The organism is Pseudomonas sp. Sample_22 (assembly GCF_004307635.1).
Classification (GTDB): Bacteria; Pseudomonadota; Gammaproteobacteria; order Pseudomonadales; family Pseudomonadaceae; genus Aquipseudomonas.
Genome location: NZ_RCNY01000033.1, coordinates 37,368 through 60,932, shown reverse-complemented (window position 1 = coordinate 60,932; position 23,565 = coordinate 37,368). Strand labels below are relative to the sequence as shown.

General features: G+C 60.0%; 18 protein-coding genes. 6 read left to right on the top strand and 12 right to left on the bottom strand.

The window, feature by feature from the left end:
- Positions 1–29: 29 nt before the first annotated feature.
- The 4 genes from pyrF to aceK form a co-directional block, all read right to left on the bottom strand.
- Positions 30–728, bottom strand: a complete 699-nt coding sequence (gene pyrF / locus D8U73_RS09465) for an orotidine-5'-phosphate decarboxylase (RefSeq protein ID WP_130931720.1) — start codon at positions 726–728, stop codon at positions 30–32.
- A gap of 266 nt (positions 729–994) precedes the next feature.
- On the bottom strand, positions 995–2,116 hold the full coding sequence (locus D8U73_RS09460; protein WP_056855968.1) for a beta-ketoacyl-ACP synthase III: 1,122 nt from the start codon (positions 2,114–2,116) through the stop codon (positions 995–997).
- A gap of 361 nt (positions 2,117–2,477) precedes the next feature.
- Positions 2,478–6,389 carry an ATP-dependent RNA helicase HrpA gene (hrpA, locus tag D8U73_RS09455; protein ID WP_130904319.1) on the bottom strand — a complete coding sequence of 1,304 codons (3,912 nt, stop codon included), beginning with the start codon at positions 6,387–6,389 and terminating at the stop codon, positions 2,478–2,480.
- 230 nt (positions 6,390–6,619) lie between these two features.
- On the bottom strand, positions 6,620–8,338 hold the full coding sequence (gene aceK, locus D8U73_RS09450) for a bifunctional isocitrate dehydrogenase kinase/phosphatase (RefSeq protein WP_056855970.1): 1,719 nt from the start codon (positions 8,336–8,338) through the stop codon (positions 6,620–6,622).
- Positions 8,339–8,517: 179 nt separating this feature from the next.
- Between aceK and D8U73_RS09445 the strand changes: the two genes are divergently transcribed.
- The gene (locus D8U73_RS09445) at positions 8,518–9,426 is read left to right on the top strand and encodes a DMT family transporter (protein ID WP_130904318.1); all 909 of its coding nucleotides are present in this window, start codon (positions 8,518–8,520) and stop codon (positions 9,424–9,426) included.
- A 131-nt stretch (positions 9,427–9,557) separates the two neighbouring features.
- Here D8U73_RS09445 and D8U73_RS09440 read toward each other — a convergent pair whose 3' ends face one another.
- The 4 genes from D8U73_RS09440 to D8U73_RS09425 form a co-directional block, all read right to left on the bottom strand.
- Positions 9,558–11,138 (bottom strand): aldehyde dehydrogenase (NADP(+)), encoded by a 1,581-nt coding sequence (locus D8U73_RS09440; protein WP_130904317.1) that lies wholly within the window; start codon positions 11,136–11,138, stop codon positions 9,558–9,560.
- 149 nt (positions 11,139–11,287) lie between these two features.
- Positions 11,288–12,283 (bottom strand): AraD1 family protein, encoded by a 996-nt coding sequence (gene araD1 / locus D8U73_RS09435; RefSeq protein WP_056855973.1) that lies wholly within the window; start codon positions 12,281–12,283, stop codon positions 11,288–11,290.
- Positions 12,284–12,336: 53 nt separating this feature from the next.
- Positions 12,337–13,512: an L-rhamnonate dehydratase gene (locus D8U73_RS09430; RefSeq protein ID WP_130904316.1), complete on the bottom strand. Its 1,176-nt coding sequence runs from the start codon at positions 13,510–13,512 to the stop codon at positions 12,337–12,339.
- A 327-nt stretch (positions 13,513–13,839) separates the two neighbouring features.
- Positions 13,840–14,844, bottom strand: a complete 1,005-nt coding sequence (locus D8U73_RS09425) for a 4-hydroxythreonine-4-phosphate dehydrogenase PdxA (RefSeq protein WP_056855975.1) — start codon at positions 14,842–14,844, stop codon at positions 13,840–13,842.
- A gap of 377 nt (positions 14,845–15,221) precedes the next feature.
- Here D8U73_RS09425 and D8U73_RS09420 point away from each other — a divergent pair, with 377 nt between their 5' ends.
- The 4 genes from D8U73_RS09420 (at position 15,222) to D8U73_RS09405 (ending at position 19,361) form a co-directional block, all read left to right on the top strand.
- A complete protein-coding gene (locus D8U73_RS09420) occupies positions 15,222–16,238 on the top strand; it encodes a tripartite tricarboxylate transporter substrate binding protein (protein ID WP_056855976.1) in 1,017 nt (338 codons plus the stop codon).
- Positions 16,239–16,290: 52 nt separating this feature from the next.
- Complete coding sequence (locus D8U73_RS09415; protein WP_056855977.1) at positions 16,291–16,824, top strand: tripartite tricarboxylate transporter TctB family protein; 534 nt, start codon at positions 16,291–16,293, stop codon at positions 16,822–16,824.
- On the top strand, positions 16,821–18,350 hold the full coding sequence (locus tag D8U73_RS09410; RefSeq protein ID WP_056855978.1) for a tripartite tricarboxylate transporter permease: 1,530 nt from the start codon (positions 16,821–16,823) through the stop codon (positions 18,348–18,350). Before D8U73_RS09415 ends, D8U73_RS09410 begins: the two co-directional genes overlap by 4 nt.
- A 69-nt stretch (positions 18,351–18,419) precedes the next feature.
- Positions 18,420–19,361 (top strand): LysR family transcriptional regulator, encoded by a 942-nt coding sequence (locus tag D8U73_RS09405; RefSeq protein ID WP_130904315.1) that lies wholly within the window; start codon positions 18,420–18,422, stop codon positions 19,359–19,361.
- Positions 19,362–19,421: 60 nt separating this feature from the next.
- Here the strand turns inward: D8U73_RS09405 and D8U73_RS09400 are convergent, their stop codons facing one another.
- Positions 19,422–20,360 carry an aspartyl/asparaginyl beta-hydroxylase domain-containing protein gene (locus D8U73_RS09400; RefSeq protein ID WP_056855981.1) on the bottom strand — a complete coding sequence of 313 codons (939 nt, stop codon included), beginning with the start codon at positions 20,358–20,360 and terminating at the stop codon, positions 19,422–19,424.
- Between the two features lie 231 nt (positions 20,361–20,591).
- Entirely contained in the window at positions 20,592–21,566 is a 975-nt protein-coding gene (cysK, locus tag D8U73_RS09395) for a cysteine synthase A (protein ID WP_130904314.1), read from the bottom strand.
- 128 nt (positions 21,567–21,694) lie between these two features.
- Here cysK and D8U73_RS09390 point away from each other — a divergent pair, with 128 nt between their 5' ends.
- Positions 21,695–22,771: a DUF748 domain-containing protein gene (locus tag D8U73_RS09390; RefSeq protein WP_056855983.1), complete on the top strand. Its 1,077-nt coding sequence runs from the start codon at positions 21,695–21,697 to the stop codon at positions 22,769–22,771.
- On the opposite strand, the gene D8U73_RS09385 is transcribed toward D8U73_RS09390, so the two are convergent.
- A complete protein-coding gene (locus D8U73_RS09385) occupies positions 22,768–23,268 on the bottom strand; it encodes a DUF2442 domain-containing protein (protein WP_056855984.1) in 501 nt (166 codons plus the stop codon). The genes D8U73_RS09390 and D8U73_RS09385 overlap by 4 nt on opposite strands.
- Positions 23,256–23,486 carry a DUF4160 domain-containing protein gene (locus tag D8U73_RS09380; RefSeq protein WP_056855985.1) on the bottom strand — a complete coding sequence of 77 codons (231 nt, stop codon included), beginning with the start codon at positions 23,484–23,486 and terminating at the stop codon, positions 23,256–23,258. The genes D8U73_RS09385 and D8U73_RS09380 overlap by 13 nt, the downstream gene beginning before the upstream one ends.
- Positions 23,487–23,565 lie beyond the last annotated feature (79 nt).

Sequence of the window (23,565 nt, the reverse complement as noted above, 5' to 3'; positions counted from 1 at the left end):
AGGCTCACTCCTACAGGTTTTAGCGGTGTTTAGGCCAATTCAGCAACCACGGCTGCCAACGCCTTGGCCGGATCGGCTGCCTGGCTGATCGGACGGCCGATCACCAGATAGTCGGAGCCGGCATCCAGCGCCTGACGCGGGGTCAGGATGCGGCGCTGGTCGTCCTGGGCGCTGCCCGCCGGACGAATCCCCGGGGTCACCAGTTGCAGCGACGGGTGCGCCGACTTCAGGGCCTGGGCTTCCAAGGCCGAACACACCAGACCGTCCATCCCGGCTTTTTCCGCCAGTGCGGCCAGGCGCAGCACCTGCTCTTGCGGTTCGATGTCCAGACCGATACCCGCCAGGTCCTCGCGCTCCATGCTGGTCAACACGGTCACACCGATCAGCAGAGGCTGCGGGCCGCTGCGCTTGTCCAGCACTTCACGGCAGGCCGCCATCATGCGCAGGCCACCGGAGCAATGTACGTTGACCATCCACACGCCCATTTCCGCTGCCGCTTTCACAGCCATGGCCGTGGTGTTGGGAATGTCGTGGAACTTGAGGTCCAGGAATACTTCGAAACCCTTGTCACGCAGGGTGCCGACGATTTCCGAGGCGCAGCTGGTGAAGAGTTCTTTACCGACTTTGACCCGGCACAGTTTCGGGTCCAACTGATCGGCCAGCTTCAGTGCGGCGTCACGGGTAGGGAAATCCAGGGCGACGATGATAGGAGTCTGGCAGGCGGACATGAGTGGGCTCTCAGGCAAGTCGAAATCGGCGCGCATTGTAGCGGAACCAGCGGCGCTGCGGGACCCGATGATCGGTAAATCGTTGATCGCGCTCAGGCAAGCCAGCCATTTTTTGCACAACGCGGCCATGGCGGCGAGTCAATAACGCGTTAGGGTTGTCTTCGCCCCGCAAAAAAAGGCGCAGCGCGAAGACCAACCGAATTTCAGTTGATGGTTTGTCCCTCAACTCTGGATCTCCCCAGAGGTAATCCGGGCAGACCGCTGACTCAGCGTTTGCGCAAAATCACGCTACCGATCGAGTAACCGGCGCCGAACGAGCTGAGTACCGCCAGCGAGCCGGCCGGCAGGTCGTCCTGGTTCTTGTGGAACGAAATCACCGAACCGGCAGAACTGGTGTTGGCGTAGGTATCGAGAATCACCGGCGCTTCCTGTTCAGTGGCATCGCGTCCGAGCAGCTTCTTCACGATCAGGTGGTTCATGCTGAGGTTGGCCTGGTGTAGCCAGAAACGCTTCACATCGCTGACGTTGAGCTGGTTTTCCTGCAGATGCTCACCGATCAGCTCGGCCACCATCGGGCAGACTTCCTTGAATACCTTGCGGCCTTCCTGGACGAACAGTTTGTCCTTGGCACCGATACCCTCTTCCGCTGCGCGGTTGAGGAAGCCGAAGTTGTTGCGGATGTTGTTGGAGAACTTGGTCAGCAGCTTGGTGCTGACGATGTCGAACTGGTACTCGGACGTGGCCAGGTCAGCGCGCTCGATGATCACGGCGGTGGCCGCATCGCCGAAGATGAAGTGACTGTCGCGGTCGCGAAAGTTCAGGTGGCCGGTGCAGACTTCCGGGTTGACCATCAGGATCGCCCGGGCCTGGCCCAGTTGCACGCTGTTGGCGGCCGTCTGGATGCCGAAGGTCGCTGAGGAGCACGCCACGTTCATGTCGAAACCGAAACCCTGGATGCCCAGCGCTTCCTGAACTTCAATGGCAATGGCCGGGTAGGCGCGTTGCAGGTTGGAGCAGGCGACGATCACGCCGTCGATGTCCGCGGCGGTCTTGCCGGCGCGTTGCAAGGCTTGTTCGGCAGCGCCGATGGCCATCTGGCACAGCACCGACCATTCGTCATTGGAGCGTTCCGGCAGACGTGGTGCCATGCGTTGCGGGTCGAGGATGCCTTCCTTGTCCATGACAAAGCGGCTCTTGATGCCGGAAGCCTTTTCGATGAACGCTGCGCTGGATTCGGTCAAGGCTTCGATTTCGCCGCGTTCGATAGCGTCGGCGTTGTCGGCATTGAATTGAGCCACATAGGTATTGAAAGACTGCACCAGCTCTTCGTTGGAGATGCTGTTGGCCGGGGTGTACAGGCCGGTGCCACTGATGACGACGTTATGCATGGTCGTGTCTCTAATCTGTTCAGGCAGAAAGCATTGGCACCTTCGTACCAATACACAAAGGGTCTATTCCCATCCCGGGGACGCAAACCTGGCATCGCTTTATTCAGGCCTGCCCGCAGCGGCGAAGGCTCAAAACCGCGGGGCCGGCGTTTATAGGCGCGAAGTTTGCCATAAACCTTGGATTTTGGCGCCTTTTTGCTGGATGAACCCTCTGTTACAGCCGCCAGAATAAACCTGTGGGAGCGGCGGTGCGACGTTTCGACTTGCCCGCGATGACGGTGTATCAGGGCACACCGTTGGCGACTGACACGCCTTCTTCGCTGGCAAGCCAGCTCCCACAAGGTATTGCATCCGCCCCGGCCTACGGCTCGACTTGCGCCCACTGCTTGTTCAGGCGTTTGTCGGAGATCGGCACCTTGGTCCCCAATTGCTGGGCGAACAGCGAAACCCGGTATTCCTCGAGCCACCAGCGATACAGCTCGAGCTGCGGATCGCGCTTGCCTTCCTGGGTGTGTTTGTTGGCGCGGGTCTGGTATTGCGTCCACAGGCCGGACAATTCGCCACTCCATACCCGGTCCCGTTGCACCTGGGCGCCGATTTTTTCGAAGCGCTGCTCAATCGCCTTGAGATAGCGCGGCAACTCTTTGAGCCATGGCATCGGTGTTTCGCGGACAAAGCCCGGATACACCAGATGACTCAACTGTTGCTTGATGTCGTTCAGGGCCACGGCCTGTGCCAGGTCGATCTTGCCCTTGAAGCGTTTTTGCAGGCCATGCCAGAGTTTGAGGATTTCCAGCGTCAGCTTCGCCACCCGCTCGGCATGCTCGGTCCAGGCGCCACGCTTGCGCTCGGCCAGCGACGCCAACCCCGCGCCGTCACGGGGCAACGGGTCTTCGCCCTCGAGAATGCAGCTGTCGAGGCTGGCCAGCAGAATGTCTTCCACCAGTGCGTCGACGCGGCCCATGTCGCGGTACAGCAGGCCCAGTTCAGTCAGGCCCGGCAACTTGCCGCGCAGGAACTTCGCCGGTTCGGCCAATTGCTGCAGCAACAACCGCTGCAGTGCGCGACGATGCTGGAACTCGGCTTCGGCCGGGGTCGAGAACCGCCCTTCCTTGACCGTGCCCGCCTCTTCCACCAGCGCCGGGTAGACCGTCATCGACAGCCCGGCGATCTTCTGCTGGGTTTTTTCGGCCACCGCGGCAAACACTTTCGGTTCCACCGGCTGCTGGCTCTTCGCGGTTTGCGGCACCGCCAACGCAGCCTGGCTCGCTTCGGCGAAACGCGCCGTCAGTTCAGCCAGATCGCGACCTTCGCCGAGGAACTTGCCCTGGCCGTCGACGATTTCCAGGTTCATCCGCAGATGGCTTTCGACCTGCTGCGCCGCCTCGCTCCAGGCTTCATCACTGACGCGGGCGCCGGTCATGCGCAGCAGCTCGCGCCCCAATGCCTGCGGCAATGAGCCCTCGGCAAACGTCATGCGCTGCAAGGCTGCCTTGACGAAGTCCGGCACCGGCACGAAATTCTTGCGCAAGGCCTTGGGCAGGTTGCGCACCAGGGCAATGCACTTGGCTTCGATCAGCCCCGGCACCAGCCATTCCAGGCGTTCCGGTGGCAGCATCGGCAACAGCGGCGCCGGTACGCGCAGGGTCACGCCGTCGCGCGGGTGATTCGGTTCGAAGTGGTAACTCAGGGCCAACTCCAGATCGCCGATGTGCAGCGTGTCCGGGTAATGCTGCGCGGTGACTTCACTGGCTTCGCGGGCCAGCACGTCTTCTTCGCGCATGATCAGCAGCTGCGGGTCTTTCTGGCTGTTGATCCGATACCAGCTGTCGAACGTCGCGGTCTGGTGAATTTCCGCCGGCAGCCGCGCATCGTAGAAGGCGTACAGGGTTTCTTCATCGGCGAGAATGTCGCGGCGACGGGCCTTGGCTTCCAGTTCGTCGAGCTGCTCCAGCAGCTGCTTGTTGGCGGTCAGGCACTTGGCTTTCGATTGGATTTCACCGCGCACCAGCGCTTCGCGGATAAACAGCTCACGCGACACCACCGGGTCGACCGGGCCGTAATGCACCGGCCGGCGACCGACCACAATCAGCCCGAACAGGGTGATCTGCTCGAACGCCACGACTTGCCCGCGCTTCTTCTCCCAATGGGGTTCGAAGTGGTTTTTCTTGATCAAATGCCCGGCCAGCGGTTCGATCCAGTCGGCATCGATCTTCGCCACCATTCGTGCGTAAAGCTTGGTGGTTTCCACCAGTTCGGCCGCCATCAGCCATTGCGGGCGTTTTTTGCCAATGCCCGACGACGGGTGAATCCAGAAGCGCCGCTGTCGGGCGCCAAGATAGTCGCCGTCCTCGGTTTTCTGGCCGATCTGGCTTAACAGGCCAACCAGCACTGCTTTGTGCAGTTTGGGATAGTCCGCCGGCTCTTTGTTGAGACTCAGCTGCATGTCGCGGCAGATCAGGCTCAACTGGCGATGGGAATCTCGCCATTCGCGCAGGCGCAGGTAATTCAGGAAATTCTTGCGGCACCAGTTACGCAGCGGACTGGCGGTCAGCGCCTGGCGCTGTTCTTCGAAACCGCGCCACAGATTGACCAGCCCGGCGAAGTCCGAGTCGGCGTCCTTCCATTGTGCGTGGGCCTGGTCGGCCGCTTGTTGTCGCTCTGGCGGCCGCTCGCGCGGGTCCTGGATCGACATGGCGCTGGCGACGATCAACACTTCCTGCAAGCTGCCGAGCTTGGCCGCTTCGAGCAACATGCGCCCCATGCGCGGGTCCACCGGCAATCGCGCCAGTTGACGACCGAGCGGGGTCAGTTGGCTGTTGCGGTCCACCGCCGAGAGCTCTTGCAGCAGGTTGTAGCCGTCGCTGATGGCCTTGCCATCCGGCGGCTCGATAAACGGAAACGCAGTGACCTCGCCGAGGCGCAGGTGCAGCATCTGCAAAATCACCGCCGCGAGGTTGGTACGCAGAATTTCCGGATCGGTAAATTCCGGACGCCCGAGGAAATCTTCTTCGCTGTAGAGCCGTACGCAGATGCCCGGCTCGACCCGTCCGCAACGGCCCTTGCGCTGGTTGGCGCTGGCCTGGGAGATCGCTTCGATGGGCAGACGCTGGACCTTGGCGCGATAACTGTAGCGGCTGATGCGCGCGGTGCCGCTGTCGATCACGTAACGAATGCCCGGCACAGTCAGCGAGGTTTCGGCGACGTTGGTCGCCAGCACCACGCGACGGCCTGGATGCGACTGGAAAATCCGTTGTTGCTCGGCTGGCGACAGCCGCGCGTACAACGGCAAAATCTCGGTGTGCTTGAGCTGGGCCTTGCGCAGCATGTCGGCGGCGTCGCGAATTTCGCGCTCGCCCGGCAGGAACACCAGCACGTCACCTGGACTGCGTCGTTCACTGCGCTCATAAGCGGCGATTTCGTCGAGGGTGGCGAGGATCGCCTGATCCACGGTCAAGTCGTCCTCGACGCGGTTGCCCTCTTCGTCCTGTTCCAGGGTCAGCGGGCGATACCAGGTGTCCACCGGGAACGTTCGGCCGGAGACTTCGACAATCGGCGCATCGTCGAAGTGCTTGGAGAAACGCTCAAGGTCGATGGTCGCCGAGGTGATGATGACTTTCAGGTCTGGACGGCGCGGCAGCAGGGTCTTCAGATAGCCGAGCAGGAAGTCGATGTTGAGGCTGCGTTCGTGGGCTTCGTCGACGATGATCGTGTCGTAGCGTTCCAGGTAGCGGTCGTTCTGGGTTTCCGCCAGCAGGATGCCGTCGGTCATCAGCTTGATCAGGGTATTGGAGTCGCTTTGATCCTCGAAGCGCACCTGATAGCCGACCAGCGCGCCCAACGGTGTGCCCAGTTCTTCGGCGACCCGACTGGCGACACTGCGCGCAGCGATCCGCCGCGGTTGGGTGTGGCCGATCAGCCCGTGTTGGCCGCGACCGATTTCCAGGCAGATTTTCGGCAACTGGGTGGTTTTGCCCGAACCGGTTTCGCCGGCGATGATCAGCACCTGATGCTTGAGCAGTGCCTCTTTGATTTCGTCGCGTTTGGCGGCGATCGGCAGGCTGTCGTCGTAACGAATCACCGGCAGGCTGGCGCGGCGGGCCAGCACCTGATCACTGGACGCCTGCAGGCGCGCCACCCATTGGGCCAATTTGGCTTCGTCGGGTTTCTTGCGCAGCTCAAGCAACTGCCGCCGCAGCCGGTGACGGTCGGCGAGCATGGCGTGATCGAGGTTTTTCAGCAGTTTGTCGATGGAGGGCGATTCGTCGGTCATCGGGGATGCAATTCATTCTTCTAGTGGCGCAGGGCGCGATTGTCGCAGATTTGGCCACTTCTGTGGCGAGAGGGCCTTTGTGGCGAGGGAGCTTGCTCCCGTTCGGCTGCGCAGCAGTCGCTAACAGGTGATCTCGGTAAGTCTGACACTACGCGGCGCCTGGTTTTAGGGGTGCCTCGCACCCCAGCGGGAGCAAGCTCCCTCGCCACAGTGGTCCGAGCCGGCCTGATCTACTCGCTGTCCAGGCCTTTACGCCGATAAGGAAACACGTCGATCACCTTCCCCGCCCGAATCGCCTCTTGCAGGCTTTTCCAGTAATCGGCGTTGTACAACTCGCCATGCAAGCGATCGAACAACTTGCGTTGCCCGGAATCGGCAAACAGAAACGGCGGAAATTCTTCGGGGAAAACATCCAGCGGCCCGATCGAGTACCACGGTTCGGACGCCATTTCGTCTTCCGGGGTCCGCGGTTGCGGGATGTGGCGGAAATTGGCTTCGGTCAGGAAACAGATTTCGTCGTAGTCGTAGAACACCACGCGACCGTGACGGGTTACGCCGAAGTTTTTCAGCAGCATGTCACCGGGAAAAATGTTCGCCGCCGCCAATTGCTTGATCGCCAGGCCGTAATCTTCCAATGCCTCGTGTACCTGCGCTTCGTTGGCGTTTTCCAGGTACAGGTTCAGCGGGGTCATGCGGCGTTCGGTCCAGCAGTGGCGGATCAGCACCGTGTCGCCTTCCACCGACACCGTCGATGGCGCGACTTCGAGCAACTCTTCCAGGCACGCCGGATCGAACTTGCTCAACGGGAAGCGGAAGTCGGCAAACTCCTGGGTATCGGCCATGCGCCCGACGCGGTCGACGCTTTTCACCAGGCGGTACTTTTCGATCACCGTGGCGCGGTCGACGTTTTTCGACGGCGAAAACCGGTCCTTGATGATTTTGAATACGGTGTTGAACCCCGGCAGGGTAAACACGCTCATCACCATGCCGCGCACGCCGGGGGCCATGATGAACTGGTCGTCGGTGTTGGCCAGGTGATTGATCAACGCCCGGTAGAACTCGGACTTGCCGTGCTTGTAGAAACCGATCGAGGTGTACAGCTCGGCGATGTGCTTGCCCGGCAGGATGCGCTTGAGGAAGCCGATGAACTCCGCCGGAACCGGCACATCCACCATGAAGTACGAACGGGTGAACGAGAAGATGATCGACACGTCCGCTTCGTCGGTGATCAGCGCATCGATCTGGATGCCGCGCCCCTCAAGGTGCAGCAGCGGGATTGCCAGCGGCCATTGCTCATCGGCGGTGTAGATGCGCCCCACCAGGTAGGCGCCCTTGTTGCGGTACAGCACCGAGGAAAACAGTTCGACGCTCAGGTCCGGGTCCTTGCACACCCAGTCCGGGAGGTTCTCGCGCAGTTGTGCTTCGAGACGCTTCAGGTCGCCGGGCAAGTCGGCGTATTCCTCGCTGAAACGGTAGTCGGCAAAGATGCTCGCGAGCATCCCGGACAACTGTCCCTGAGGCTTGTAGGTGCGGGTTTGCGCAGCACGAGCCCGGCGCAGGCTTGGCCGGGTGGTGTGGATGAACATGCAGCCATCGCTGATCAGGTCATGGCTGAACAGGCCGCAGAAAATCGAGTTGTACCAGGTTTCGGACAGTTCATCGTCGAAGCGCAAGTCGATCAGACTGATGTAAGCGCTTTTCACCAGTGGCCAGCAACTGACGTCCAGTGTGTCGGGGTCAAAGGCAGTGCGCAGGCGGCCCACCGTTTCACTGACCTTTTCTTCGTACAGGTTGATCCGCGCGGCCGACGCCGCCTGCGCCTCCTGCCACTTGGCCTGTTCGAAGCGCGCCCGGGCGCCGTCGGTGATCTGGCGAAAATGCTCGCGGTAATCGTCAAAGCCATCGAGGATCAAGCGGGCGATGTCGGCGGCTGGCCATTGCTGCGGCATGGTGAGACCTCTGCGGGAATTCGTGAGCCCTGAGCTTAGCCAGTGAAGCGGGTGCAGGAGAAGCGTAATTTTCCGGGCGCCATGGGATTGAGGCGCTTGAGAGTTCTCTGCTCGTTTTCCGGTTGCCATCGATCAGGCGCTCGGCAACACTCTCGTCCCCAACAAGGAAGGAATGTGCTGTGAACCCTGTCGATTTGTTCCGATTACTGTCGCTTGCGGCCATTTGGGGTGCGAGCTTCCTGTTCATGCGCATCATTGCGCCGGTGATTGGCAGCCTTCCTACCGCTTTTTTCCGCGTCTCGATCGCCGCTGCCGGACTGCTGGTGATTCTCGGGCTGATGCGCATCAGTTGGGATTTCAAGGGCAAACTCAAAACCGTGATGCTGCTCGGGGTGATCAACTCCGGCATTCCGGCGACGCTCTATTCGGTGGCCGCGCAGGTGCTTCCGGCCGGCTATTCGTCGATTTTCAATGCCACCACACCGTTGATGGGCGTGCTGATCGGCGGCCTGTTTTTTCATGAAAGGCTCACTGGCGCCAAGCTCGGCGGCGTATTCCTCGGGTTGTTCGGCGTGGGCGTGCTGACCCGTGCCGGTCCGGTGGCGTTCGATATGGAACTGCTGATGGGAGCCGTCGCCTGCCTGCTCGCAACCACTTGCTACGGATTTGCCGGGTTTCTGGCCCGCCGTTGGCTGGATCAGGCCGGCGGTCTGGACAGCCGTTTGTCGGCGCTGGGCAGCATGCTGGGGGCGACGTTGTTCCTGCTGCCGCTATTTGGCTACAGCGTGATCAGCCAACCACCCGCCAGCTGGGGCGGTTGGAGTGTCTGGCTATCATTGCTGGGATTGGGCCTGGGATGCACGGCGTTTGCGTACATCATTTACTTCCGCCTCCTGAGTTCGGTTGGCCCGGTAAAGTCGATGACCACGACCTTCCTGATCCCGCTGTTCGGCGTGTTGTGGGGAGCGTTGTTCCTGGATGAGCCGCTGTCCATGGCGCATGTCTATGGCGGCTTGTTGATTGCGGTGGCGTTGTGGATGGTGTTGAAGCCCACAGTGATGAAGGGCGCTGTGGTGGCGGTCAAGTAGATTTGTAGTGCAGCTGATGACGCCATCGCCGGCAAGCCAGCTCCCACAGGGTTCAGTGCCAAGCACAAATCATGTGCACGACACCCATCACTGTGGGAGCTGGCTTGCCAGCGATGGCGTCAGTTCAGACACTACAAGGCCGAAGCACTCACCTCCCCATCCACCAGCCGCCGAATTCCCAGCGGATTGGCGTTCTGCAACGCCTCGGGCAACAACCCATCCGGATAATTCTGGAAGCACACCGGTCGCAGGAAGCGGTCGATGGCCAGCGTGCCCACCGACGTTCCCCGCGAGTCGGACGTCGCCGGATACGGCCCGCCATGCACCATCGCCTCACACACTTCGACTCCGGTCGGATAGCCGTTGAGCAGGATCCGCCCGACTTTCTCTTGCAGCATTTCAGCCAGCCAGCGGTACTCCAGCAACTCGTCAGGCTCGCCGATCAACGTCGCCGTCAATTGCCCGCGCAGACCGTGCAACGCTGCCGCCAACTGTGCGCGATCTTCAACTTCGATGACGATGGTGGTCGGCCCGAACACCTCCTCCTGCAACAATTCATCGCCCTTGAGCAACAGGCTGACATCGGCCTTGAACACTTGCGGCTGCGCCTGATTGCCCTGTTGCGGCTTACCGGCCACATGCGTCAGGCCCGGATGTTCGTGCAACTCGCCAAGACCTCGACCGTAACTGGCCAGGGCACCAGCGTTGAGCATGGTTTGTGGCGGTTGCTGGTTCATGCTCGCGCAGAAGGTTTGCAGAAACAGGCTGAACTGCGGCGAACGCAGGCCAATGACCAATCCCGGATTGGTACAGAACTGGCCACAGCCGAGCGTCACCGAAGCGGCCAGTTGTGCGGCGATCTGTTCGCCGCGCACCGCCAATGCTTCGGGCAGCAGGAATACCGGGTTGATGCTCGACATTTCGGCAAACACCGGGATCGGCTGCGGCCGGGTGGCGGCCATATGGCTCAAGGCATTGCCACCCTTGAGCGAACCGGTGAAGCCCACCGCCTGGATCGCCGGATGCTTGACCAGCCATTCGCCGACGCCACCGCCATAAATCATGTTGAACACGCCCGCGGGCATTTCCGTGCGTTCGGCGGCACGGATGATCGCGTCCGCCACCCACTCGGCCGTTGCCATGTGCCCGCTGTGAGCCTTGAACACCACCGGGCAACCGGCAGCCAGCGCCGAAGCGGTGTCACCGCCAGCCGTGGAAAACGCCAGCGGAAAGTTGCTTGCGCCGAACACCGCTACCGGTCCCAGGGCGATGCGGTACTGACGCAGATCGGGGCGTGGCAGAGGCTGGCGATCAGGTAACGCGCGGTCGATGCGCGCGCCGTAGAAATCACCGCGTCGCAGCACCTTGGCAAACAGGCGCAACTGGCCGCTGGTTCGCCCGCGCTCACCCTGGATACGTCCGACAGGCAAGGCGGTTTCTCGGCAGACGGTGGCGACGAAGTCATCGCCCAATGCATCGATTTCATCGGCGATTGCATCGAGAAACTTCGCGCGCTTTTCCGCGCTCAGGTTGCGGTAGATCGGGTACGCCGCCGCGGCGGCTTTGGCGGCGGCATCCACTTCGGCTTCCGATGCTTGAAAGAAATGGCCGGGCAAGGGCTCGCCGGTGGTCGCATCGAGGCTTTGCAGTTGCAAGGTGCCGTTGGCGCTGCGACGGCCGCCGATGTAGTTGTGTCCGAGAAGCGTGGTCATAAGAAACTTCCTGAAGATTTGCAGGAACGGGTACGCGACCTGTGGGAGCCGGCTTGCCGGCGATGGCATCCGAAAAATCGGTGCAGGGCTTGAGGGCCAATCGCTGGCAAGCCTGTTCCCACAGGTTCGTCGGATTTTCCCGATCCTTGTCAGAGTGTGCGCACCTGCCCGATGCCCAACGGCTGGGCACTTTCGCCGATACCGTTGACCAGCGGCGCGCCGAACTCATCGAGGCTGATCTGAAAACGATCCCCGGGCTGGGTCTTCACACCGTCGGCGAATGACAGGGTAGCGGTGCCGAAGTAATGCACATGAACATCGCCGGGACGCAAAAACTGCGCGTATTTGAAGTGATGGAATTCGAGGTTGGCCAGGCTGTGGCACATGTTGTCTTCGCCGCTGAGAAATTCCTTCTCCCAGATCGTTTCGCCATTGCGTTTGATGCGGCTGGTGCCGACCAGGTGCTTGGGCAGCTCCCCAACGCGCAATTCCGGACCGTAGGAGCAACTGCGCAACTTCGAGTGGGCGAGGTACAGGTAATTGCGCCGTTCCATGACGTGGTCGGAGAACTCATTACCCAATGCATAACCGACCCGATACGGCAGGCCATCGTCGCCAATCACGTACAGGCCGGTCAGCTCCGGCTCTTCGCCGGCATCTTCGGCGAACGGCGGCACCGGGAAGTCCGCGCCGGGGCGCACGACAATACTTCCGTCGCCCTTGTAGAACCATTCCGGTTGCGCACCGACCTGCCCCGCTGCGGGCTTGCCGCCCTCAAGGCCCCACTTGAAGATGCGCATGGTGTCGGTCATGCCGGCTTCGACCGCACCGTCGTGCTGGTGCATTTTGTCCCGCGCCGAGGCGCTGCCCAGATGCGTCAGACCGGTGCCGCTGATCAGGCAATGCGCCGGGTCTTCATGGTCCAGTGGTGGCAGGACTTTGCCTTGTTGCAACAGCTGTGCGTAATCCGGGCCCGGCGCTGTACCGCGCGAGGCGACCTCCTCTTGCAGGCTGCGCTTGCCGCGGATCGCTGCAAGTGCCAGTTCACGGGTGTTGCGGGTGCCCTGAAGCACTTGGACTTGTGCCCCGTCGACGAGTCCGACCTGGCGTTCCCCGGCGGCGTTTTCGAATTGAATCAGGCGCATGGTGGCCCTCCAGAAAGTCAGGGTGGGCGCCGCTGAGTGACGGCGCCTGCAGGTCACTCGATGATGTTGAAGTCGCTCAGGTATTCATCGGAGATTTCCAGGCCCAGGCCCGGCTTGTGGTCATCGAGCTGGATGTAGCCGTTGACCGGTTGCGGCTCGCCTTTGAACACGTAGTAGAACAGTTCGTTGCCGACTTCGACGTCGAACACCGGGAAGAACTCGGCCATCGGCGAGGCGGTGGTAGACATGGTCAGGTGATAGTTGTGCATCTGCCCGGCGTGAGGGATCACCGGCACCGACCAGGCTTCGGCCATGGCGTTGATCTTGCGCGCAGCGGTGATGCCGCCGACGCGGTTGGTGTCGTACTGGATCACGTCGACGGCGCGGCGTTCCAGCAAGTCCTTGAAACCGTAGGAGGTGAATTCGTGCTCGCCGCCGGAGATTGGCATGATCCCCATTTTTTTCAGTTCGATGTAGCCTTCGATGTCATCGGCGATCACCGGCTCTTCCAGCCAGCGCGGTTCGAATTCGGCCAGCTTCGGCAACATGCGACGTGCGTATTCCAGGGTCCAGCCCATGTAGCATTCAAGCATGATGTCGACGTCAGGGCCGGCCAGTTGGCGCAGGGCACGCACTTGTTCGACGTTGCGACGCATGCCCGCCGGGCCGTCTTTCGGACCGTAGCCGAAGCGCATCTTCAGCGCGGTGAAACCCTGATTCAGATAGCCTTGGGCTTCTTCGAGGAACAGGTCGAGGTTGTCGTTGGCGTAGAGCTTGGAGGCGTAGGTCCAGATCTTTTCCTTGGTGCGCCCGCCAAGCAACTTGAACACCGGTTTGTTGACGGCTTTGCCCATGATGTCCCAAATCGCAATGTCGATCGCCGAGATCGCCGCCATGCCGATGCCTTTGCGGCCCCAGGCGTGGCTCTGACGGTACATTTTCTGCCAGATGTATTCGTTGTCGAACGGGTCTTCGCCGATGGCGATCGGGGCCAGGTAGGTGTCGATGATTTCCTTGGCCACACGGGGTGCCAGGGCGCAGTTACCGATGCCGACAAGACCGGTGTCGGTCTCGACTTCCACCACCAGCCAGCCGTGGAAACGGAACGAGCCCATGGCGTCGCCGCGCTCGAACAGGATGTCGCTGGCGTTGGTGCAGAAGTGCGCTTGCGGTGGAACGACTTTGCCTTTCCACTCGAATACGCGGGTACGGATCGCTTTGATTTTCATGAATACAGTTCCTTGGGCTGTCGGCTTCTTGTCATTGTCAGTCGTGTGCACAGCGCCTTTTCTGGGAGGGCTCCGGCATTCGATGGGGCGACTTTAGCCAGCGTGCGGGGACTGCGGATAATCACTTATGCGTATCCGGCGATAACCAGGGGTGATCACATAAAGGATTTTGTAGCGAGGTAGGGTTATCGAACCGGCACGCAAAAAAACTGTGGGAGCGGGCTTGCCCGCGATGGCGTCTGGTCAGTCACATGAGCTGTAACTGACAGACCGCTATCGCGGGCGAGCCCGCTCCCACAGGGAGTTCAGGTTGTTGGAAAAAGTGGATCAGTAGCTGTTGGCGCCCATCCGGCAAGCAATCTCGAACGCCTGGCGCGTGGCGCCGACATTGGCCTTGCCCTGCCCTGCAATATCAAACGCAGTGCCATGGGCCGGAGTGGTGATCGGGATTGGCAAGCCGCCCTGCACCGTCACGCCACGGGAGAAGCCCATCAACTTGATCGCGATCTGGCCCTGGTCGTGGTACATGGTGACAACCGCGTCGAAGGCACTGGCATCGCCCTGTACCTTCAAGAAAATCGTGTCCCCGGGATACGGCCCTTCCGCTGCAATGCCCAGTGCCTGCGCCGAGCGCACCGCCGGGCCGATGATGTCGAGTTCTTCGCGGCCGAACGAGCCGTTGTCGCCGTTGTGCGGGTTCAGGCCGCAAACGCCGATGCGCGGTTTCTCCAGGCCGTTGCGCTTGAGCGCGGTATCGATCAATTGAATCGCTTCCACCACCCGCTCCTGGCTTAGCAGGCCCGAGACCTCGGCCAGGGCGACGTGGGACGTCACCCGTGAAGTCCACAGATTGTCGAGCACGTTGAATTCGCAAAACGGTCCGTGGAAATCCAGCAACTCGGCAAACCAGTGCAATTCGTCGTTGTGCGCCATGCCGGCCATGTGCAGCGAGGTCTTGTTCAGGGGGCCGAACAGGATCGCATCGGTAGTCCCCGCTTCGGTCAGGCGCAGGGCCTGTTCCAGCGTGTCGAGGCTGTAGCGACCGCCAATCACACTGGCTTCGCTGCGCGGAAATTCGCCGATCGCGTCGCCGCGAAAGTCGTAAAAAAGTGGCGTCTCATCAACGAACGATAGCTGCTCAAGTGACTCTACCCGGCGATAGGGGAATTCCACGGCGGCGATGCGCATGCCGCGACGCATTTCCGCTTCGTCGGCGATCAGGATCACGTTGGCCTTGTTGCGTACTTCCGGTTCGGCCAGCAAACGTGCAATCAACTCCGGGCCAATGCCCGCTGGGTCTCCGAGAACCATGGCAATCGTGGTTTTTTTCATGCTTCACTCCTCAAGGGTTCAGGCCACGCTGGGACGAGCCATGGCGCGAACCTCTTTTATTGTTCTTGTATGGGACATCATCAGCCTCCCACATGCGGCATTGCTGAGTACTATCAAAGGCCTGGTGATAACCGTCTAATCAAAACTTGAAATAAGGCGATAGCCTCGGGTTATGTCATGTGTCGATTCCATTGCGAGCAGGCTCACCCCTGCAATAACTTCAGCCTCGTTTTACAAGCTATAACCCCAGGCTATCGGTGTATGTATTGTTTTGACTAGACGCGGCGACAACACCTTCCCACACTCAGGACCAGGCTTGCGGCTTCACTGCGCAGACAAGTCACTTATAACAAATACAAAAACGAGGCTCTTCCATCATGCGAAATGCATTCGTCCGTCGCACTTCCCGTCTGTTTCTTGGCTGCACCCTGGTCGCCGCTGGCGCGCTTCCTGCTCTTGCTCAGGCCGCCTGGCAACCGGACAAGAACGTCGAAATCGTCGTTGCCGGTGGCCCCGGTGGCGGCACCGACCAACTCGGTCGCCTGATCCAGTCGATCATCACCACCCACAAGCTGCTCGACGTCAACACCATCGTTCTCAACAAGGGCGGCGGCAACGGTGCCGAAGCGTTCCTCGACATGAAGATGAACAAAGGCGATGCCGAGAAACTGGTGATCGGTACCAACAACATTTACCTGCTGCCGCTGGTGTCCAAGCTCGGCTATCAATGGCAGGAACTGACCCCGATTGCCGCCGTGGCCGAAGATGACTTCATTCTCTGGAGCTACAAAGGCGCGCCGTGGAAAGACGCGAAAGGTTTCTACGAAGCGGCCAAGGCTGATCCATCGAAACTGCGCATGGGTGGCAGCCAGTCCAAGGACGTCGACCAGACCCTGACCCTGCTGCTCAATCAGACCAACAACAGCAAACTGGTGTACATCCCGTTCAAGAGCGGCAGTGAAGCCGCCACCCAACTGGCTGGCAAACACATCGCCGCCAACGTCAACAACCCCAGCGAAAGCATCAGCCAGTGGCGTGGCGATCAGGTCGAACCACTCTGCGTCTTCAGTAAGGAGCGCATGGGCTATACCGAAAAAGTCGCCGGCGACAAATCCTGGGCCGACGTACCGACCTGTCATGAGCAAGGCCTGGGTATCGACCAGTATCGCTTCCCACGCACCGTGTTCATGCCCGGCGATGTCAGCGCTGAACAACGGGCGTTCTATGTCGAGCTGATGCGCAAAGTCACCCAGACTGATGAGTTCAAGGCTTACGTCAAACAGAACGCGCTGGTGCCGACGTTCCTCGAAGGCGAACCTTTGACCGCCTACATCGAAAAAGACACCGCCCGCGTCACTCCGGTGTTCAAGGAAGCCGGCTGGCTGAAAAACTGAAGTTGCCAGGGCCGCTCGCTCAAGGGCGGCCGTCACCTGCTGGAGGTGTTTGATGTCCCATTCTTCGGATTCACCGGCGCTGGTCGGCACCCGTTGGGTCGAACTCGGCCTGACGCTGTTCACCACCCTGATCGGCGCCGTGGTGATGTTCGGCAGTGTCGAACAAGGCATCGGTTGGGGTGATGCCGGCCCCGAGCCGGGTTATTTCCCGTTCTACATCGGCCTGCTGCTGAGCGCCGCCAGCGTCGCCAATGGTGTGTTGACGCTGGTGCGCTGGCACGCCTTGAGCGTGGCCTTCGTCAATCGCGATGCCTTCAAGCAAGTGATGTCGGTGTTTGTACCGATTGCGCTGTTCGTGGCTGCCATGCCGTTCACCGGTATCTACCTGGCATCGGCGGCGTTCATTGCCTGGTTCATGTGGCGTGACAAAGTCCGTGCAAAACCGTACGGCAAATGGATGATCGCCAGCGTGTCCCTCGGCGCGGTACTTGCCAGCTATCTGATTTTCGCGCTGTGGTTCAAGGTCCCGCTGGATGCCGGTCCGATGGGCGACTGGATTGCCCTGGCCGGGAGAAACTTCAAATGAGCGAATTCGATTCCCTGTTGCAAGGCATGAACCTGATCCTGACCCCGGGCCACATTGGCCTGATGGTGGTCGGCGTTTTGCTGGGCATCCTGGTCGGTGTGTTGCCCGGTCTCGGCGCCCCCAACGGCGTGGCACTGTTGCTGCCATTGACCTTCACCATGTCGCCCGTGTCGGCGATCATTCTGCTGTCGTGCATGTATTGGGGCGCGCTGTTCGGCGGCTCGATCACCTCGATCCTGTTCAACATCCCCGGTGAACCCTCATCGGTGGCGACCACCTTCGACGGCTACCCGATGGCCCGTGAAGGCCGCGCTGCCGAAGCGTTGACCGCCGCGTTCAGTTCGGCCCTGATCGGTGCCTTGTGCGGCGTGTTGCTGCTGACGTTCCTGTCGACGAAAATCGCCGCGTTCGCCATGTCCTTCAGCTCACCGGAGTTCTTCGCGGTGTACCTGCTGGCGTTCTGCACTTTCATTGGCATGAGCAAGAACCCGCCACTGAAAACCGTGGTGGCGATGATGATCGGTTTCGCCATGGCGGCCGTTGGCATGGACACCGTTTCGGGCAACCTGCGCCTGACGTTCGACCAGCCGATCCTGATGACCGGGATCAGTTTTGAAGTGGCGGTGATCGGTCTGTTCGGCATCGGCGAAATCCTCTGCACCGTAGAGGAAGGTTTGGTATTCCGCGGTGAACACGCACGTATTACGCCGATGGTGATCTTGCGCACCTGGGCGAAATTGCCACGCTACTGGTGGACCATTGTGCGCAGCACACTGGTCGGTTGCTGGATGGGCATCACCCCCGGCGGCCCGACGGCGGCATCGTTCATGAGCTACAGCCTGGCACGGCGCTTTTCGAAGAACCGCGAGAACTTCGGCAAAGGCGAAGTCGAAGGCGTGATCGCCCCGGAAACCGCCGACCACGCCGCCGGCACCAGCGCGCTGCTGCCGATGCTGACCCTGGGGATTCCGGGTTCGGCCACGGCGGCGGTAATGCTCGGCGGCTTGATGATCTGGGGCCTGCACCCCGGGCCGACGCTGTTTGTCGAACAACATGACTTCGTCTGGGGCCTGATCGCCAGCATGTACCTGGGCAACGTGGTCAGCCTGATCGTGGTGTTGGCCACTGTGCCGCTGTTCGCCTCGATCCTGCGCATTCCGTTTTCGATCATCGCGCCGATCATCATCATGGTCTGTGCCATCGGCGCGTACTCGGTGCACAACTCGTTCTTCGACGTCGTGCTGATGCTGGGCTTCGGTGCGCTGGGTTACCTGTTCAAGAAACTCGGCTACCCGATTGCGCCGCTGGTGCTGGCGGCGGTTTTGGGAGACAAGGCCGAAGATGCATTCCGTCAGTCGATGCTGTTCTCTGACGGGCAACTGGGGATTTTCTGGTCCAACCCATTGGTCGGCAGCCTGACCACTGCAGCGCTGCTGATGCTGTTCTGGCCGTTGATATCCAAGGCGCTGGGCACGCTGTTGGGCTTGCGCAAATCCCACGTCGCCAAGGCAAAATCGGTGCTGTGACACAGCAAAGCTGGCAACGCCTGACATTTGTTGTCAGGCTTGCCGCAGACTTTTCTGCGAGCGCAGCCCATGACCCGAATTCCTGTTGCCAATGTCATCCATAGTCGACTGCGTCTGCGCCAACTGCGCCTGATGCTGGCGTTACAGGAATTCGGTTCGCTGCGCCGCGCCGCCGATCACATCGGCATGACCCAACCCGCTGCCACCAAAATGCTCCACGAAGCCGAGGACTTGCTCGGTGTCGAGTTGTTCGAACGCCTGCCCCGCGGCATGCGCCCCACCCCGTTCGGCGAAACCGTCATTTACTACGCGCGCATGGTCTTCGCCGAACTCAGCGGCATGCGCGAAGAACTGGTCGCACTTGAATCCGGCAATCTGGGCCGGGTGGCAGTCGGCGCGATCCCGGCACTGGCTTCGGGTTTGCTGACACGCACCATCGCGACCTTGAAACAAAGCCATCCACGCTTGTCGATGAGCATTCAGGTCGACACCAGCGACGTGCTGGTGCAGGCGCTGTTGCAGGACCAACTGGACGTGGTACTGGGGCGGATTCCGGTCGGTGCACGGGCCGAAGAACTGCTGTTCGACAGCCTTGGCGAAGAAGCCCTGTGCGTGATCGCCGGCGCGCAACATCCCTTGGCGAAAGAAACCCAACTGAGCTGGGCCGAATTGCAGAACATGACCTGGGTCTTGCAGCAGCACCCGAGCCCGATGCGCGCGATCATCAATCAGGTGTTCCACAACGCCCGGGTCGACATCCCGAGCAGCATCGTCGAAACCACCTCGATCATGACCTTACTGTCGTTGATTCAACAAACCGACATGCTCGGCGTCACACCGCTGTCGGTGGTCGAGGATTATCCCGGCCGCGACTTGCTGGCTGTGTTGCCGATCAAATTCGAAGCACGCTTGCCACCCTACGGATTGATCACCCGCCGCCATCGGATCCAGTCATCGGCGATGCAGGCGTTCATGAATTCGGTAAGGGCCGAGCATGCGTTGAGCAAATGAAAAAGGCCCGGCGCCTAGTGCCGGGCCTATGCTACATCCGAGTTTTTGTGATGCAGGCAATCACCCGAACAACCAGTACCCCAACACCATCAGCACCACCACCGCCAACACCGGGCGCAAGGCTCGGTAGGCCTTGGGATTACCGCGTTTCCACTGTTTGACTGCCCCGCTGAATGTGTCGCTGAAGCGCTTGCTCCAGGCATACGCCTGATTGATACCGCCTACCCGTTCGTCATCGAGGTTCTGCGGTGCGGTGGCGCGGCCCAGAAAAGCACTGATCGAACGGTTGATGCGGGTCATCAATCGGTTGCTTAACGGTCGCTCGATATCGCAGAACAGGATGACGCGAGTCTTGTCGGTCTCGTTCTTCACCCAATGCACATAAGTCTCGTCGAACATCACGTCCTCACCGTCGCGCCAGGCGTACTCCTGACCGTCGACGAAGATGCGGCAGTCATCGGAGTTCGGGGTTGACAGGCCCAGGTGATAACGCAGGGAACCGGCGAATGGATCACGGTGCGGGTTGAGGTGACTGCCGCCTGGCAGAAGCGCAAACATCGCGCCCTTGACGTTGGGAATGCTGCTGACCAGTTCCACTGTTTTCGGACATAGCAGCTCTGCCGAAGGTAATGGTTTGTCGTACCACTTGAGATAGAAGCGCTTCCAGCCTTTCTTGAAGAACGATCCAAATCCGGCGTCGTTGTTTTTCTCCGCAGCGCGGATATAACCCTCGTCGAACAGGTCCATCGCTTCGTCGCGAATGACTTCCCAGTTGTCCTTAAGACAATCCAGCTCGGGAAACCGGCTGCGGTCCAGATAAGGTTTCGAAGGCACGCTGGAAAACAGATACATCAGGGCGTTATAAGGGGCAAAGAGGGCCGAGTGGTTGACGAACTGGCGCAGGACCGGCAAACGCGCCTTGCCACGTAAATGCACATAGAGGGTACTGCCCAGAAACAGCAGCAACAACGACGCCTTCGCGGCAAAGGAAAAGGTCATCAACAGCTCCTTGGTGACAGACACGTTACACAACGCCATTTACCCGACGTTGCTGCTGGCATGATAAACATGACCAACCAAGGGAAAAACCCGCCGGCCCCGACATTCAGTGTTAACGATTACGCAACAAAGCACTTGTTAACACGCAGGGCCTGAACGCTGGCTGACGACCATCAGCCTCGATGGAGAAGGCCTATGCCCCTTCTCCATCCTCACCCGAACGAAAGCGGTTTACTGCTGGTTCTCCTGGTCGGTAAACAGATCGCTGAACAACATGCTCGACAAGTAGCGCTCCCCAGAGTCCGGCAGGATCACCACGATGGTTTTGCCCTGCATTTCCGGGGTTTCGGCCAACCTCACCGCTACCGCCATCGCCGCACCGCAGGAGATACCGCACAGAATGCCTTCCTCCTGCATCAGACGCAGGGCCATGGCCTTGGACTCTTCGTCGCTGACCAGCTCGACGCGATCAACCATCGACAAGTCGAGGTTCTTCGGCACGAAACCGGCACCAATTCCCTGGATCTTGTGCGGGCTCGGCTTGATTTCCTGACCGGCCATCAACTGAGTGATCACCGGCGAAACGACCGGTTCGACCGCCACCGAGAGAATCGGTTTGCCCTGGGTATTCTTGATATACCGCGACACACCGGTAATGGTTCCACCGGTTCCTACACCTGCCACCAGAACATCCACCGCGCCATCCGTGTCATTCCAGATTTCCGGACCGGTGGTTTTTTCATGGATGGCCGGGTTTGCCGGGTTATCGAATTGTGCCGGCATGAAGTACGAGGACGGATCGCTCGCGACGATTTCACCGGCCTTTTCAATGGCACCCTTCATGCCTTTGGCCGGCTCGGTCAGTACCAGTTCGGCCCCCAGTGCCTTGAGCACCTTGCGGCGTTCGATGCTCATGGATGCCGGCATGGTCAGCATCAGTTTGTAGCCCCGCGCGGCGGCGACAAATGCCAGGCCAATACCGGTGTTACCGGAAGTCGGTTCGACAATGGTCATGCCCGGCTTGAGTTTGCCGGTGCCTTCGGCATCCCAGATCATGTTGGCGCCAATCCGGCATTTGACCGAGTAACCGGGGTTTCGCCCTTCGATCTTGGCCAGGATGGTCACACCGCGAGGGGCAATACGGTTGATTTGAACCAGCGGCGTATTGCCGATGGAATGGGCGTTGTCAGCAAAAATACGGCTCATGGCTGGGTCCTTACGACAGCATTGAAATAGGGCATCAAGGTAAGCCTCTTGCCGGTAGGCGTCCAGTCGGGTCGAACGTCCAGACGCCAGTGCAGTCAATGGCTTTAGATCGCCAGAGATTTGCCACTATGAAACGTCGATACAGCTGGCCGCTATGGACCCTCGCCGGCCTTGTTGTGCTGCTGATTGTCCTGCATTTCGCACTGCCCTACCTGGTGCGTGACTACTTGAACGACCGGTTGGCAGACATGGGCGATTATCGCGGCCAGATTACCGACGTGGACCTGGCCTTGTGGCGTGGCGCCTACAAAATCAACGGGCTGAAAATCGTCAAGGTCGATGGCAAGGTACCGGTACCCTTCGTCAATGCGCCGTTGATCGACCTCTCTGTCAGCTGGCACTCGCTCTGGCACGACCATGCGGTCGTCGCCGAAGTCCAGTTCATCAAACCCGAAGTGAACTTCGTCGACGGTGGCGCCAACAAAAAGAACTCTCAGACCGGCCAGGGCACCGACTGGCGGGCGCAGCTGGGCAAACTGTTGCCCATCACCTTGAACGAAGTGCGGATCCGGGACGGCAAAATCAGTTTCCGTAACTTCAATTCAAAACCTCCGGTGAACATGAATGCCACCAATGTCGACGCGAGCATTTTCAACCTGACCAACGTGGTCGACACCGAAGGCAAACGCGACGCACGGTTCGAAGGCAAGGCGTTGCTGCTGGGGCACGCACCGCTTGAAACCACTGCGACCTTCGATCCAATGAGCAATTTCGAGGAGTTTGAATTCCGCATGCGAGCCAGGAAAATCGAGCTCAAACGCATGAATGACTTTGCTTCTGCCTATGGCAAGTTCGACTTCAATGCCGGCCATGGCGATGTGGTGATCGAAGCCGAAGCGAACAAAGGCCGGCTCAAAGGCTACATAAAGCCGCTGTTGCGCGACGTCGATGTATTCAACTGGCAACAAGACGTGGAAAACGAAAAAAAAGGCCTGTTCCGCTCAGTCTGGGAAGCGCTGGTGGGCGGTACCGAAACCGTGCTGAAGAATCAGGGTAAAAACCAGTTCGCCACCCGGGTCGAACTCAGCGGCAGCGTGCACCAGCAAGATATCAGCGCTTTCGAAGCGTTTTTGCAGATTTTGCGCAATGGTTTCATCCAGGCATTCAATGCGCGCTACGAGCGATCGAAGCCGGACAGCGATTAACGCTTACGCGTGACGATGTAGCGGCCGTTTTCCTCGGCTGCCCTGGGGCTTTTCGATTGCAGTTGCAAATAATCCCAGCCCAGACACGCCAAAGCCAGAGAACGTGGCACCGCCTCGCGACCGCTGCTGTAGCGGCTGATACTGCGGCTGCTAACTCCCAGTGCCTCGGCGGCCTGATTGAGTGACAAGCCGGTGCGTGCACGCCAGTCGATAAAAATGCGGGTATTTTCATCCGACGCATTTTGCGCGAGAGCATCCAGATACAAGGTATCGGCGCCAATCTGGATGTCCTGCTCGGGCCATTCGACGAACCAGCCGTCATCCCCCAGCACGACCTGTTCAAAAGCACTTCCCAACAGCGGTTGTAGCCCCGCAAAGGCTTGCAGGTCTTGGCTCAAATCCAGAATCAATTGCTGACCGTCAATGAAGGTCAGGGCCATCCGGTAATCAGGCAAAGCCTGAACCGCCGACAATCGTGGTCGTTTCATGGGTAACATTGTTTCCAATCCTCCAGCAATTGCGCCTGATGAGCCCTGACCCATTGCTGCGCCTCCTTGATAATCAGCGGCGGTGCCTTGCCCGCCATCACTTCGATGGTTTCCAGGCTCAACATCACATCCAGCCCGCCACCGACCAGGTGGACGTGAGGTGGCGGATGATCCTTTTCGCGCAACTGAATGCGATAGGTATCTCGAAACCGATATCTGGTAGACATGCATCGCAAGCTATCGCCATTGTGGCGATAGCTCAATACTGGCCAGCCGCCGAGACTGAGTCAAGATGTGACGCTCCAT

Excerpts from the sequence above, each read along its gene's own strand:
- hrpA (WP_130904319.1), bottom strand. The coding sequence starts at position 6,389 with ATGACCGACGAATCGCCCTCCATCGACAAACTGCTGAAAAACCTCGAT.
- D8U73_RS09440 (WP_130904317.1), bottom strand. The coding sequence starts at position 11,138 with ATGACCACGCTTCTCGGACACAACTACATCGGCGGCCGTCGCAGCGCC.
- pyrF (WP_130931720.1), bottom strand. The coding sequence starts at position 728 with ATGTCCGCCTGCCAGACTCCTATCATCGTCGCCCTGGATTTCCCTACC.
- D8U73_RS09405 (WP_130904315.1), top strand. The coding sequence starts at position 18,420 with ATGACCCGAATTCCTGTTGCCAATGTCATCCATAGTCGACTGCGTCTG.
- cysK (WP_130904314.1), bottom strand. The coding sequence starts at position 21,566 with ATGAGCCGTATTTTTGCTGACAACGCCCATTCCATCGGCAATACGCCG.
- D8U73_RS09425 (WP_056855975.1), bottom strand. The coding sequence starts at position 14,844 with ATGAAAAAAACCACGATTGCCATGGTTCTCGGAGACCCAGCGGGCATT.
- aceK (WP_056855970.1), bottom strand. The coding sequence starts at position 8,338 with ATGCCGCAGCAATGGCCAGCCGCCGACATCGCCCGCTTGATCCTCGAT.
- D8U73_RS09390 (WP_056855983.1), top strand. The coding sequence starts at position 21,695 with ATGAAACGTCGATACAGCTGGCCGCTATGGACCCTCGCCGGCCTTGTT.
- araD1 (WP_056855973.1), bottom strand. The coding sequence starts at position 12,283 with ATGCGCCTGATTCAATTCGAAAACGCCGCCGGGGAACGCCAGGTCGGA.
- D8U73_RS09380 (WP_056855985.1), bottom strand. The coding sequence starts at position 23,486 with ATGTCTACCAGATATCGGTTTCGAGATACCTATCGCATTCAGTTGCGC.
- D8U73_RS09430 (WP_130904316.1), bottom strand. The coding sequence starts at position 13,512 with ATGAAAATCAAAGCGATCCGTACCCGCGTATTCGAGTGGAAAGGCAAA.
- D8U73_RS09460 (WP_056855968.1), bottom strand. The coding sequence starts at position 2,116 with ATGCATAACGTCGTCATCAGTGGCACCGGCCTGTACACCCCGGCCAAC.
- D8U73_RS09420 (WP_056855976.1), top strand. The coding sequence starts at position 15,222 with ATGCGAAATGCATTCGTCCGTCGCACTTCCCGTCTGTTTCTTGGCTGC.
- D8U73_RS09415 (WP_056855977.1), top strand. The coding sequence starts at position 16,291 with ATGTCCCATTCTTCGGATTCACCGGCGCTGGTCGGCACCCGTTGGGTC.
- D8U73_RS09385 (WP_056855984.1), bottom strand. The coding sequence starts at position 23,268 with ATGTTACCCATGAAACGACCACGATTGTCGGCGGTTCAGGCTTTGCCT.
- D8U73_RS09400 (WP_056855981.1), bottom strand. The coding sequence starts at position 20,360 with ATGACCTTTTCCTTTGCCGCGAAGGCGTCGTTGTTGCTGCTGTTTCTG.
- D8U73_RS09410 (WP_056855978.1), top strand. The coding sequence starts at position 16,821 with ATGAGCGAATTCGATTCCCTGTTGCAAGGCATGAACCTGATCCTGACC.